General features: G+C 43.5%; 13 protein-coding genes. 9 read left to right on the top strand and 4 right to left on the bottom strand.

Annotated elements, in window-relative coordinates; all coding sequences use genetic code 11:
* Positions 1 to 20 precede the first annotated feature (20 nt).
* Entirely contained in the window at positions 21 to 1,697 is a 1,677-nt protein-coding gene (locus tag FTV08_RS04500; RefSeq protein ID WP_005101517.1) for a long-chain-fatty-acid--CoA ligase, read from the top strand.
* A gap of 50 nt (positions 1,698 to 1,747) precedes the next feature.
* On the opposite strand, the gene FTV08_RS04505 is transcribed toward FTV08_RS04500, so the two are convergent.
* Positions 1,748 to 2,128 (bottom strand): hypothetical protein, encoded by a 381-nt coding sequence (locus FTV08_RS04505; protein WP_180086759.1) that lies wholly within the window; start codon positions 2,126 to 2,128, stop codon positions 1,748 to 1,750.
* A 100-nt stretch (positions 2,129 to 2,228) separates the two neighbouring features.
* Here FTV08_RS04505 and FTV08_RS04510 point away from each other — a divergent pair, with 100 nt between their 5' ends.
* Positions 2,229 to 2,627 (top strand): MAPEG family protein, encoded by a 399-nt coding sequence (locus FTV08_RS04510; protein WP_180086760.1) that lies wholly within the window; start codon positions 2,229 to 2,231, stop codon positions 2,625 to 2,627.
* Positions 2,628 to 2,744: 117 nt separating this feature from the next.
* Positions 2,745 to 3,281 carry an inorganic diphosphatase gene (gene ppa / locus FTV08_RS04515; RefSeq protein WP_180086761.1) on the top strand — a complete coding sequence of 179 codons (537 nt, stop codon included), beginning with the start codon at positions 2,745 to 2,747 and terminating at the stop codon, positions 3,279 to 3,281.
* A 97-nt stretch (positions 3,282 to 3,378) separates the two neighbouring features.
* Here the strand turns inward: ppa and FTV08_RS04520 are convergent, their stop codons facing one another.
* Entirely contained in the window at positions 3,379 to 4,716 is a 1,338-nt protein-coding gene (locus FTV08_RS04520; protein ID WP_180086762.1) for an OprD family outer membrane porin, read from the bottom strand.
* 597 nt (positions 4,717 to 5,313) lie between these two features.
* Here FTV08_RS04520 and FTV08_RS04525 point away from each other — a divergent pair.
* On the top strand, positions 5,314 to 6,048 hold the full coding sequence (locus tag FTV08_RS04525; protein ID WP_004644902.1) for a TorF family putative porin: 735 nt from the start codon (positions 5,314 to 5,316) through the stop codon (positions 6,046 to 6,048).
* A gap of 46 nt (positions 6,049 to 6,094) precedes the next feature.
* Here the strand turns inward: FTV08_RS04525 and FTV08_RS04530 are convergent, their stop codons facing one another.
* Both FTV08_RS04530 and FTV08_RS04535 read right to left on the bottom strand, forming a co-directional pair.
* The gene (locus FTV08_RS04530) at positions 6,095 to 7,585 is read right to left on the bottom strand and encodes a YifB family Mg chelatase-like AAA ATPase (RefSeq protein WP_180086763.1); all 1,491 of its coding nucleotides are present in this window, start codon (positions 7,583 to 7,585) and stop codon (positions 6,095 to 6,097) included.
* Positions 7,586 to 7,651: 66 nt separating this feature from the next.
* Positions 7,652 to 7,879: an accessory factor UbiK family protein gene (locus FTV08_RS04535; RefSeq protein ID WP_004281041.1), complete on the bottom strand. Its 228-nt coding sequence runs from the start codon at positions 7,877 to 7,879 to the stop codon at positions 7,652 to 7,654.
* Positions 7,880 to 8,156: 277 nt separating this feature from the next.
* Between FTV08_RS04535 and glnK the strand changes: the two genes are divergently transcribed.
* The 5 genes from glnK (at position 8,157) to FTV08_RS04560 (ending at position 12,952) form a co-directional block, all read left to right on the top strand.
* Positions 8,157 to 8,495 (top strand): P-II family nitrogen regulator, encoded by a 339-nt coding sequence (gene glnK, locus FTV08_RS04540; RefSeq protein WP_004281042.1) that lies wholly within the window; start codon positions 8,157 to 8,159, stop codon positions 8,493 to 8,495.
* Between the two features lie 59 nt (positions 8,496 to 8,554).
* The gene (locus FTV08_RS04545; protein ID WP_180086764.1) at positions 8,555 to 9,967 is read left to right on the top strand and encodes an ammonium transporter; all 1,413 of its coding nucleotides are present in this window, start codon (positions 8,555 to 8,557) and stop codon (positions 9,965 to 9,967) included.
* A 140-nt stretch (positions 9,968 to 10,107) separates the two neighbouring features.
* On the top strand, positions 10,108 to 10,572 hold the full coding sequence (nrdR, locus tag FTV08_RS04550; RefSeq protein ID WP_004281044.1) for a transcriptional regulator NrdR: 465 nt from the start codon (positions 10,108 to 10,110) through the stop codon (positions 10,570 to 10,572).
* Positions 10,573 to 10,574: 2 nt separating this feature from the next.
* Entirely contained in the window at positions 10,575 to 11,663 is a 1,089-nt protein-coding gene (gene ribD, locus FTV08_RS04555) for a bifunctional diaminohydroxyphosphoribosylaminopyrimidine deaminase/5-amino-6-(5-phosphoribosylamino)uracil reductase RibD (protein WP_180086765.1), read from the top strand.
* Positions 11,660 to 12,952, top strand: a complete 1,293-nt coding sequence (locus FTV08_RS04560) for a DNA adenine methylase (RefSeq protein ID WP_004644908.1) — start codon at positions 11,660 to 11,662, stop codon at positions 12,950 to 12,952. Before ribD ends, FTV08_RS04560 begins: the two co-directional genes overlap by 4 nt.
* Positions 12,953 to 12,961: the final 9 nt, after the last annotated feature.

A 12,961-nucleotide genomic window follows, 5' to 3' on the forward strand; every position in this document is an offset into this window, starting at 1 on the left:
TGATTGGAGAGATGGCCATTATGGAAAAAATTTGGTTTGCTGAATACCAAAAAACAGGGATTCCAGAAACAGTAGAATTACCAGCAGAAAATACTTCTCTAGTAGATGTTTTTGAGCGTAATTTCCAAAAATTCGGCTCGCGTGATGCCTTTATCTTTATGGATAAGGCAATGACTTTCAATGAACTGGAAGAGGCGAGCCGTAAGTTTGCAACTTATCTACAAAGCTTGGGGTTGGCAAAAGGTTCACGTGTGGCAGTGATGATGCCAAACGTTCTTCAGTATCCAGTTGTGGCACTTGGGGTGTTCCGCGCAGGTTTGGTACTGGTCAACGTGAATCCACTCTACACATCGCGCGAACTTGAGCATCAATTGAATGACTCAGGCGCTGAAGTACTGGTAATTATTGAGAACTTTGCTTCTGTTTATCAAGCGATTATTGGTAAAACACCAGTGAAACATGTCGTGGTCGCTTCTGTCGGTGACATGCTGGGTGCCTTGAAAGGCACACTGGTGAACTTTGTATTGCGTTCTGTACGCAAGCAAATTCCAGCTTGGGATATTCCAGGCCATGTGAGATTTAATGCGGCCTTGTCTAAAGTTAATCCAAGTAACTATAAACGCCCTGAATTGACCCTTAGTGATACTGCAGTTCTTCAGTACACAGGTGGTACCACGGGTGTATCTAAAGGTGCTGAACTGACGCATCGTAATCTGGTTGCGAACATGTTGCAGTGTGACGGTATCTTCCAGAGTAAATTTGGTGCGCAAGATGGCCAGCCAGATGACCGTATTTTCTGTGCTTTGCCGCTTTATCATATCTTTGCTTTCATGGTTTGTGCACTTTACGGTATGTACAAAGGTCAGGCCAACGTTCTGATTCCAAACCCGCGTGATTTACCTGCGGTAATGAAAGAGCTACGTAAATATCAACCGACTTTCTTCCCGGCAGTGAACACATTGTTCAATGCGCTGGTAAACAATGAAGAGTTTAAGCAACTTGATCATAGCAAATTGAAAATGGCGATGGGTGGCGGTATGGCCGTACTTCCTTCTACTGCAGCAGCATGGAAGAAAGTCACTGGAACCAATATCGTTGAAGGTTATGGCTTGTCTGAAACTTCTCCGGTGGCAACAGCAAATCCACCTGCATCTGAAGAATTCAGTGGCACTATTGGCATTCCATTGCCATTAACTGAAGTGGCTATTCTGGATGATGAAGGCAATGAAGTTCCACTGGGTGAGCAAGGTGAAATTTCAATCCGTGGTCCTCAGGTCATGAAAGGCTACTGGAACCGTCCAGATGAAACTGAAAAAGTCATGGTGAATGGTTTCTTCCGTACTGGTGATATCGGTGTCATGGATTCACGTGGTTATGTGAAAATTGTAGACCGTAAGAAAGACATGATTCTAGTGTCTGGTTTTAACGTTTATCCATCTGAGATTGAAGAAGTTGTAGCAACTCATCCAAAAGTACTGGAAGTGGCTGCGATTGGTGTGCCAGATGAAAAATCAGGTGAAGTGCCAAAACTGTTTGTCGTGAAAAAAGATCCGTCTTTAACCACAGAAGAAGTTTTAGCATTCGCTAAAGAAAACCTGACCGGTTATAAACGTCCACGTTATGTCGAGTTTATGGATGAATTACCAAAATCTAACGTAGGTAAAATCCTGCGTAAAGATCTGCGTAAAACGGCCTAATACCTGCAAGAAAAAAAGCGCCGTCAGGCGCTTTTTTTGATTTGGACTTTTTATTTTTTCATTAACCAGCGGTCAAAATAAGGACGGCCTACACCAACTACTCCCAAGAAGATAAACATAGTGCCAAACTGACGGGTAAATCCGGTTTGATTAAAGCTGCCATAACTTAGAATGTTATCGATCAAACAATACACCAGAATCGCGACCAGCCAGTGCCAGAGTGGCGTACGCTTGATACCTACGAAATAAAAGGCAATCCATAAAATGGCAAAGGTGAAGATCGGTGACCAAATATTCATATTGGCACAAATGACGGCCATCAAAAATGCCACAATCGGCAGGACAATTTTTAATACGCGATCCACTTGACGTTGATGCTGGCGTTGTTTCTCGAGGACATCGAACATTTCATTTTGATCAGGCGCGACCATAGTGAATCCTTAACAAGTAATAAAAAGCACTCTATTTAACAAAATTTATTCACGAAATGCCATGCTATGATAGAGATAAAATTTTCATGAGAAAAAACAGATGCACAGCATTAGTGGGGTTATTTATCTCATTTTGGCCGCTTGTCTTTTGCCTTATGTGTTTACATTGATTGCAAAAAAATCAGCAGGCTTCAGCAGCAAAGACAATCAGAACCCACGGGCATTTTTAAAAAAGTCTTCAGGCTTGGCCAGTCGCGCCAATGCTGCCCAGCAGAACAGCTTTGAAAGTTTACCACTCTTTATTGCTGCTATTTTAATGGCGGAATATATGGTGGTGCCGCAAAGTGTAGTGATGACTTTTGGTGTGGCCTATCTAGTTTTTCGTGTGTTGTACGGAATCTGCTATTTGGCCAACTGGGCGACTTTACGCTCCATCGTATGGTTGCTCTCGATGTTATGTCCGGTGGCTTTATTGCTGCTGATCATCAAGTTGGTTTAAGTCATCAAGTCTGTGGACATATTTACAGTTCGATATTTTAAAATCCAAAAAAATCTTTAAAAACCGTTATAATTGTCGCGGTTTTTTAAAAGATATAACTTGTTAAAGAGTGATGCTATGAGCTACAACAATATCCCAGCGGGTAAAGATGCGCCAAATGATATCTATGTGATCATCGAAATTCCTGCAAATGCAGCACCAATCAAATACGAAATCGATAAAGATTCTGATGCGTTATTTGTAGACCGTTTCATGGGTACAGCAATGTTCTACCCAGCAAACTACGGTTATGTACCAAACACATTATCGCTTGATGGTGACCCATTAGACGTACTGGTTGTAACGCCTCATCCAGTAGAGCCAGGTTCAGTCATTCGTTGTCGTCCTGTCGGTAAATTGAACATGGAAGATGACGGTGGTGTTGATGCGAAACTGGTTGCAGTTCCACATGACAAACTGACTCCAATCTACAAAGATGTTCAGGAATATACTGATCTTCCTCCATTGTTGATTAGCCAGATCGAACATTTCTTCCAGCACTACAAAGATTTAGAGCAAGGAAAATGGGTCAAGCTCAGTGGTTGGGAAGGTGCTGATGTTGCGAAACAAGAAGTTATGAGCTCAATCGAAGCTTATGCAGAAGCAAACAAATAATTGCTTTCTGTGGTCTAGGCTTTAAAATTTTAAAGCCTAGAATAAAAAAAAACCTGCACAATGTGCAGGTTTTTTTATGGCTTGAAATTCGTGTGAATTAGAATAATTTCACAGGAATGTCTAACCAGATACGCCATTCATTAGTGTCACCAATGTAGTTGCCAGCTTGGTAGTTGTCGCTAGCACGTAGGTAAGAGTGACGAACACGTAAGCTACTATCTTTGGCAAAACCAGATTGAACCGTATATTTTACTTGGTTAAAGAACTCACGTTCTTGGCCTTCTTTATCTGAGTTATTTACGTTGATATCCCAACCGTATACAAATGCAGAAGTCCAGTTTAAACCAGGAAGACCGTGGTTCTTGAAGCTGTAATTATATTGCAAGCCAAGCGATTTCTCATCATTACCAACAAAGTCAGATAAGTATGAGTTTGGCATGTAAATAGATTGTGCACCGTCCGCATTGCTACCATAGTCATAGCCGGTATTACCACTATTCTGTTGATAAGCGAGCATTACATTATGTACATCTTTATTATAAGTAGTAGAAACTGCCCAGATAGAGTTTTGACGGTCAGACAAGTCTGTAGTTGTTTCTGAGAAAGTGGACGCATCTTTATCAAATTCAGTATGATAACCACTGAAGTCATGAGTTAAGGTGCTGTCATTAGCCAAGGTATAGCTATAGTTCGCATTAACATAGTGACGATCAAGTTTATCTTTAACATCTACACCATAATAAGATGTATTGAAGGCATCATTAAATTTATATTTCGCACCCCAAACCACAGCACGGTCAAGTTCATTCCCATCAGAATTGATTTGGTCTGAATATTGGTTCTTTGTGAATTTACCAGCAGTCAAAGTCAGGTTATCAATTTCGTTGCTTGTAACCAATAAACCTTCGAAATATTCCGGTACTAAACGTGCTGTATTACTTGCTAATACAGGAATATCAAGAACCTGAGTACCATATACAGCAGTTGTGTTAGACACGCGAGCTTTTATATAAGCACCACCACGTGCCCAGTGATCGTAAGTATCACCAATGCCTTTTTTATATTCCCCCTGGTCATTAAAACCAGCTTCACGAGGAATCATCCCATTACCAGCATTATTATTATTACCTAACTTAAATGAAGCATCACCAATAATACCAGCACCAAAGCCTACAGTACCTTGAGTAAAGCCAGAGTCTAGTTTAACAATCGCAGTTTGGGCAAATGAGCTCGTATCATTAACAACTTTGCGTTCACCTGTTTGGTTATCAGTGTAATTGGTTTTATCACGGTGCAAATAGCCAGTCCGGAAAAGTACAGAACCTTCAGCATCTTCTACAAAACCTTTAGACTCGCTTTGTTCACTAGCGAAAGCGGTAGAAACCAAAGCAGCCTGAATCAAAACTGCTAATGTTAATTTTTTTGAATTTTGCATTGGGAAGAGAGCCTTATACAAATTGATCGGAATTTTTTAGGAATTGTATAAGAATTGCTGAAAAAATGTCATTTTTTATTGGATATATTCCACTAAAGTTTAGATTTTTTTAACTCAAATTAAACAATAGCAAGGATTTGAGGTGATTAATTTCTAACCTATCGGTAAAAAGTGAGTAAAAACATAATTTTATTGGAAATTATAAATGATATTTCTAAAGTGGTGAAATGAATGTGATCAGCTTATTTATTTTGAAACGGGAGAAAAATATGATCAAAAATTACGCACTATTTTTTAGCACAAATTTTAATCATTACAAAAATGGAATCAAAATGGGGCAAATTGTAAATGATTATGTATAAGTATTAAAAAAGTGAAGAAATACCCTTAAATACATTTATTTAAGAGAAAGCCTAGATAATTCAGTTTTTCATAATTTAAATTTTAATTTAAAAACAATGATTTAAATTTTATTTTTCTTTTTAGATTTATTATTTTGGTTCCTTTTATCCAGATTGGCATAGCTCTTGCAAATTTTGAACTTGAGTTTAATCAATGATCATAAAAACGTCTCAGACGATCTGGGGGAGCCACACAATGAAATTAACATTAAAAGTATTATCTCTTGCTTTATTGGGCGCTGTATCTTCTTTTACTTTTGCCGAAGAACCTGTTGCTGAACATACGGTATCTGGAAATATCAGCGTACTTTCAAGCTATAACCTGCGTGGTATTACTAACATTCCTGAAAATAGCGGCGCTACCTTACAAGGTGGACTTGATTATAACCATGCGTCTGGCTTCTATGCAGGTTGGTGGGGATCTACGCTAGATTACCCTTTGTCTGAAGAAGGACGTGATGCTTTCGAAAATAACTTCTATGCTGGCTATAGCCATGCAGTCAATGATGACTTAGGTTTAACGATCGGTACGACCTACTATTATTATTATGAATCTGATGTCAATTCTGATGGATTTGAGCTGTTATTGGGTATGAGCTATAAAGATTTGGGCGTTACAGCACAAACCCTTCTTGAAGATACCACTTGGGGCAATGCAGGTGATACCTATTTAAAAGCCACTTATAGCTATGCTTTACCACAAGATTTTAGCTTGGATACTGCTTTAGGTTTATATGCTTATGAAAAATCAGGTGACTTTATTGAAGGAACCACGGAAAATTTTGGCTTCCGTCATTTTGACATCGGTTTAAGCAAGCCACTTGGTGACACAGGTGTAACTGCAAGCATGAATTATATTTTGGGTGGTTATGACCGTTTTGATGAAAAACAAAAGAATAAAGTCGTATTTGGACTCGGTTATAGCTTCTAATCCTCTTTAGATGAAAAGGCGACCTTAGGTCGCCTTTTTTAATGACCTAAATCTGCTGCTGCCCGCGATAAGACAGGGCCTCCGAAAGATGCTGACTTTGAATATCTGGACTTTGATTTAAATCGGCAATGGTGCGTGCAACACGCAAGACCCGATGATAGCCACGTGCTGATAAATTCAGTTTTTGCTGAGCTATTTCAAGCATCTTCTGGGCAGACTGATCTAATGCGGCATATTGCTCTAGCTGTTTTGGACTCAAACTCATATTCAAGGTATTTTGCCGTTGCATCTGAATTTCATAGGCTGCAATGACGCGCTGTCTGACCGTTTCGGAGTCTTCGGCGGGTCGATTGTCCTGTAGCTCATGCGCCTGTAATGGCGGTACATCAATATGCAAATCAATCCGATCCAGCAGGGGGCCTGAAATCCGGTTCTGATAGCGCTTAATACTTTCCGGCGAACATTGGCAACGGATATCCTGATTGAATGCATACCCACATGGACAGGGATTCATGGCAGCTACTAACTGGAAATTAGCCGGAAAGGTAATTTGGCGTGATGCCCGGGAAATAACAATTTCCTTGGCTTCCAAAGGCTGCCGTAAGACTTCCAAAACTTTACGGTCAAATTCTGGTAGCTCGTCCAGAAATAAAACCCCTAAATGTGCCAGAGTAATTTCTCCTGGTTTGGGGTGTGAGCCGCCACCGACCAATGCTACTGCAGAAGCAGTATGGTGCGGTGCTCGAAAAGGCCGTTGCCCAAAAGGGTGATTGGCATTCGCCACCGAATAAATACTGGCCACTTCCAGATTTTCCTGCGTCTTTAAGGGCGGTAAAATACTGGCCAATCGGGAGGCCAGCAAGGTCTTGCCTGTTCCAGGTGGGCCTCGAAACAGCAGGGAATGACCACCTGCCGCGGCAATTTCCAAAGCACGCCGTGGTCGCAATTGTCCTTTTACATCCGCCAGATCAAATTTATATAAATGATCTGTAGCGAGTGAGCTGGCTTCTACGTGCGGCAAGCGCTGTGTCTGGGAAAGATGTTCACACACTTCTTTCAGATGATTGGCTGCAAAGACTTTAAAGTCTGGGAGCTGACAAGCTTCCTGTGCATTTGGGCCAGGTAAAATCAGTTGATGCTGGTCACTTTGACAGGCAATGGCAATACTCAAGATGCCGCTGACAGAACGTAATTGACCATCGAGGGCCAACTCGCCAATAAATTCAAGATGCTCGGTGCAATTTTCAGGCAGCTGCCCAGAGGCCACTAAAATGCCTAAAGCAATCGGTAAGTCCAGACGTGATCCATCTTTCGGTAAATCTGCAGGAGCCAGATTAATGGTCAGACGTTTGGTCGGAAATTGAAAGCCGCTATTCAAAATGGCAGAGCGTACCCGGTCTTTACTTTCACGTACCGCCGCTTCGGGAAGCCCTACTATAGTGAGCGAAGGCATACCCGAACTGACATGAACTTCGACTTCAATTAAAGGCGCATGCAGGCCCAGCAAGCCTCGCGTATAAATTTTAGCAAAAGACATTATTATTGTTCCAATATGGTGCGTTATTTTTATAGTTCTGGTGTCTTTTGTGCACTGTAGTTGTGCTTATTTTTTGTTCGAAATTTTCTCTTCTAATGCTTCCACCTGTTTGAGCAAATCATTCAGGCGATGATTGGCATTATTTAGGGCAGTACGCTGACGTTCTATTTCTTCTTTAGACACCAAATCCATTTTCGCCACAGCTTCATTTAACAAGGCACGGATATTATGTTCCAAATCTTTCTTAGGTTGTTCGACTTGCTGCAAAATTGCTTGTAATAAAGTTTCAATCATTGTCTGATCCATCGCCGTAGAAAGGAACCGACAGTTTAGCATTGCTAAAATGCAGACTATAGTATTTCAGACAAAATATAGACTTATTCGATTAAAGATATTGTAAAAATCCACATAAAAAATGTCTATTTTTTGAAGATTCAAAGTCTTTATCCGTATAAAATAAGGTATAAATAAACCACATGCCGGGCTTTCTAATTTCCCCCGACCTTAGGAATCTTGGCATGAAATTTGAACGTAAAACCTTACTGGTGAAATAAGCCGAAGGAAAACAAACATGAAGCTCGTAACTGCAATTGTAAAACCTTTTAAATTAGACGATGTTCGCGAAGCATTGTCTGAAATTGGTGTTCAAGGCATCACTGTAACTGAAGTGAAAGGCTTTGGTCGTCAAAAAGGCCACACTGAACTCTATCGTGGTGCTGAATACGTTGTAGATTTCTTGCCGAAAGTCAAAATTGAAATCGCGATTAGCGATGAAATGGTAGACGCGGTGATTGAATCTATTACTCGTGTGGCGAGCACTGGAAAAATCGGTGACGGAAAAATTTTCGTGACTAACTTGGAACAAGTCATCCGTATTCGTACAGGTGAAACAGGTGCAGACGCTGTCTAACTTGGCACGAAGTTTGCTGAGTACCTAATAACTCACAAAAACTTGGTTGGGGGATACGAATGAAAAAAATGCTACTCGCGTTCGGCATGGCCGGCGCTCTTTTTGGTGGTTCTGTTGCATGGGCTGAAGAAGCTGCAACAGCAACAGCACCGACAGAAGAAATTGTGCTTGTTGAAGAAGCAGGCGATACAACAAATACAACAACAGACACGATAGCAGCAATTGCTGAAGCAGCGCCAGTTGAAGCTGCAGCGCCTGCAGAAGAAGAACCAACGCTAGATACCGGCGATACCGCCTGGGTTTTAACCTCTACCGCTCTAGTTTTACTCATGACCATTCCTGGCTTGGCGCTATTTTATGGCGGTATGGTCCGCAAGAAAAACGTTCTGGCGACGATGGCACATAGCTTTATTGCTGCGGCGGTGGTCAGTATTGCTTGGGTGATTATTGGTTATACCCTAGCTTTCGGTGAAGGCAATGCCTTTATAGGTGGCCTGGATAAATTCATGCTGGCCGGTATTACCACAGAGGCGCTTTCAGGCACGATTCCTGAAATCCTGTTTGTGATTTTCCAAATGACTTTTGCCATCATTACGGTTGCCATCATCAGCGGTTCGATTGCAGAGCGTATGAAATTTGGTGCTTTCGTTGCTTTTATCGCACTTTGGGTGGTGATTGTTTATGCACCAATTACCCACTGGGTATGGGGTGGTGGCTGGTTAGGTAACGACGGCGCGCTTGATTTTGCCGGTGGTACGGTTGTACATATCAACTCGGGTGTTGCCGGTCTGGTAGCGGCATATATGCTGGGCAAACGTATGGGTTTGGGTCGTGAATCTATGGCACCGCATAACCTGACGCTTACAGTAGTTGGTGCATCTTTGCTCTGGGTAGGCTGGTTCGGTTTCAACGGTGGTTCTGCATTAGGTGCCAACGGTTCTGCAGGCTATGCCTTGATCGTGACTCAAGTCGCAGCAGCGGCAGCAGCCATCTCCTGGTTAATCACTGAAAAACTGGCACGTGGTAAAGCTTCTGTACTGGGCGGCGTATCGGGTGCAGTTGCTGGTCTGGTGGTCATTACTCCAGCTGCAGGTTTTGTGACTGTAGGCGGTGCATTGGCGATGGGTCTGATCGGTGGTGTGGTGTGTTTCTGGGGGATTACTGCACTGAAACGTGCATTGAAAGCCGATGACTCTTTAGATGCTTTTGGTTTGCATGGTGTAGGTGGTATTGTCGGCGCGATTTTAACCGCGTTCTTTGCCAGCGAATTCATCATGGGGGACAATGCTCCTGCAAATGTCATGCATCAGCTTTGGGTGCAAGTGGAAGGTGTACTGGCGACAATTGCTTACTCTGCGATCATGACCTTCATTATCCTGAAAGTCATCGACTTGATCATTGGAATCCGTGTAGCATCTGATGATGAGCGTATGGGTCTGGATTTAAGCCAACATGGCGAACGTGTCGAATAATAATAAATCCACCATAATCAATATATAGTGTAAAACAGCCCGAATGGGCTGTTTTTTTTCTATATGTTGCGTAAAACTCTACAAAGTTTGTAATTTTTGCTACACTCGGAATCCATCTGGATTTGTTCAATTAAACCGCTATGCATTGCCCATTTTGCAATACTGCAGACAGTAAAGTGATTGATTCACGCCTGGCAGCTGAAGGCTGTCAGATTCGTCGTCGCCGTGAATGTGTCAGTTGTAATGAACGCTTCACTACCTTTGAAAGCTATGAAGTGGTGATGCCGCGCGTCATCAAGTCGGATGGCAAAAATGAACCTTTCGATGAAGCCAAATTACGCCGTTCCCTGATGCATGCCTTGCAAAAACGCCCGGTGACCCAGGAGCAGATTGAAACAGTGCTGAGCGATATTCAGCTACAGATTCGCCGTCTGGGTGAGCGTGATGTGAAATCACGTACCATCGGTGAAATCGTGATGCAGTCTTTATTTGCTCTGGATCATGTTGCCTATGTGCGTTTTGCTTCGGTCTATCAGGATTTTCAGGATGTCGAAGCTTTTCGTCATCAGATTGAACAGATGCAACAACGAGAATTACAAGAATAAGCATGGCTGAACTGAATCAAGATCAAATCTGGATGCGCCGGGCCATTGAATTGGCACGTCAGGGGCAATATTCCACCAAACCGAATCCGAATGTCGGCTGTGTCATTGTTAAAGATGGCATCGTGATTGGTGAAGGCTTTCATCCCCAAGCCGGCCAGCCACATGCTGAAGTCTTTGCGCTGCGTCAGGCCGGTGAACAGGCACGTGGTGCAACCGCTTATGTGACTTTAGAACCTTGTGCGCATTATGGCCGGACACCGCCTTGTGCCAAAGGTCTGGTGGAAGCAGGTGTGGCTAAAGTTGTCGTGGCCTGTCCTGATCCCAATCCGCTAGTGGCCGGAAAAGGCGTACAGATCCTGAAAGATGCGGGCATTGAGGTAGACGTTGGCATCTGTGAAGATGAAGCGCATGAGCTGAATCAAGGTTTCCTGAAAGCCATGGCGACTGGCATGCCTTATGTGCGTTTAAAAATTGCCTCAAGCCTGGATGGCCGTACCGCAATGGCATCGGGTGAATCGAAATGGATTACCGGTGTGGAAGCGCGTCAGGATGTACAGCATTGGCGTGCGATTTCAGGCGCAGTGATCACCGGGATTGATACGGTTCTTGCGGATGACTGTGAACTGAATGTGCGTCAACTGGATGGCGTTGAAGAGATCAAGACCGTGGTGCAACCGAAACGGATTATTCTGGACCGTCAGGGACGTCTGCCACTGAGTGCAAAGATTTTAGCGCAACCTGAAACAGTGATGGTCATGGGGCCATTTCGTCAGGAGCTTGCAGACCTAGGTGTGCTACACTTGCCGGTACAACCTTTATCAGAATTATTAAAGCAACTGGTTCAACAGCATCAGATTTATGATGTGTTGGTGGAAGCAGGGGCGACCTTATCTACGGCATTTTTACAACAAAAATTGGTTGATGAACTGATCAGTTACGTTGCACCGACCCTATTGGGTCAGTCCGCGCGTACCATGTTTAATGCAGAATTTAGCCATATGGCCGAACAACTCCGATTTAAGCTGCGCGATGTAACTCGCTTAGGTGATGACGTGCGCTTCAGGCTAATTCCTTTTCAAGAGACACTATGAGTTCAGAGTCTACGGTTTATCATAAACGTCGCCATGCGGCACGTACCACCGATGAATATCTTTTCCATCAGCTGGTTCCTTATCTGGGCAACAAACGCCGTTTACTGCATTTAATTCTGGAAGCGTTGGAAAGTACGGGAACCCTGAACCGTGCTGATGGTCGTGCTCCGATTTTTGCTGACTTTTTTGCAGGTTCAGGTGTGGTCTCGCGTTTGGCTCGTCAGAATGGCTATCGCGTCATTGCCAATGACTGGGAGCCGTATAGCCATGCGCTGAATCATGCGGTACTGGCCTGTACTGAAGCACCGGCATTTAAAGAACTCGGTGGCTATCAGAAAGCGATTGATTATCTGAACCGTCTGCCGGAAGTTAAAGGCTGGGTAACGCATAACCTGTGTCCGCGTAATGATGAAATTTATGATCCAGCCCGTGACCGTTTGTTCTTTAAACGTCGTAACGGTATGCGTATTGATGCCATCCGTCAGCAGATTGCAGCCTGGCAGGCACAAGGTGCAATTGATGATGTAGAAATGTCTGCATTGCTGGCGCCTTTGCTGTATTCCGCCAGTTTTGTCAGCAATACTTCTGGTGTTTTCAAAAGCTTCCACCATGGTTGGGGCGGGAAAACCCAAACTGCACTGGAACGGATTGAATCTTTATTATGGTTAACGCCAAGCCGTTTTTGCGAGTCGGATCAGAAAAAGGGAATGGCTGCAGAAATGTGGTGTGTCGATGCCCAGCATCTGGCCAACCAGATGAGCGGCTTTGAAGTGGATGTGGCTTATCTAGATCCGCCGTATAATCAGCATGCTTATAGCAGTAATTATCATGTGCTGAATGCGCTGACCTTATGGGATCAGGCCGATTTACCGACTCCGGATACTAAGGGCTTTAAGAGCGGGATTGACCGGGCATGGCGCAAAGAGCGTCCGAGCCAGTACAATTCCTCTAAATATGCCAAAGAAGCTTACGAGAGCCTGTTGGCCACCATCAATGCACGTTTCATTCTGACCAGTTATTCAACTGACGGTAATATCAGCGCTACCGATTTGTTACAGGCCAATCTGAAACGTGGCCGGGTGACCTTGCTAACCCAGGATGTGCCGCGTTATCGTGTTAGCAAACAGCGCCAGTCTGAACGTGCCCGCGTGCTGGAATTTATTGTGATTACCGATACCCACGCCAAGTCAGGTCCACCGATCCGTCAATTACTCAGCCAGCTGCATCATTATGCAGAATTGGGTGGTGTGGATACGACCGGCGTTAGTACCCAGTTGGCCCTCTGGTAAAAGAATTGA

This window comes from Acinetobacter sp. YH12226 (genome assembly GCF_013417805.1).
Classification (GTDB): Bacteria; Pseudomonadota; Gammaproteobacteria; order Pseudomonadales; family Moraxellaceae; genus Acinetobacter.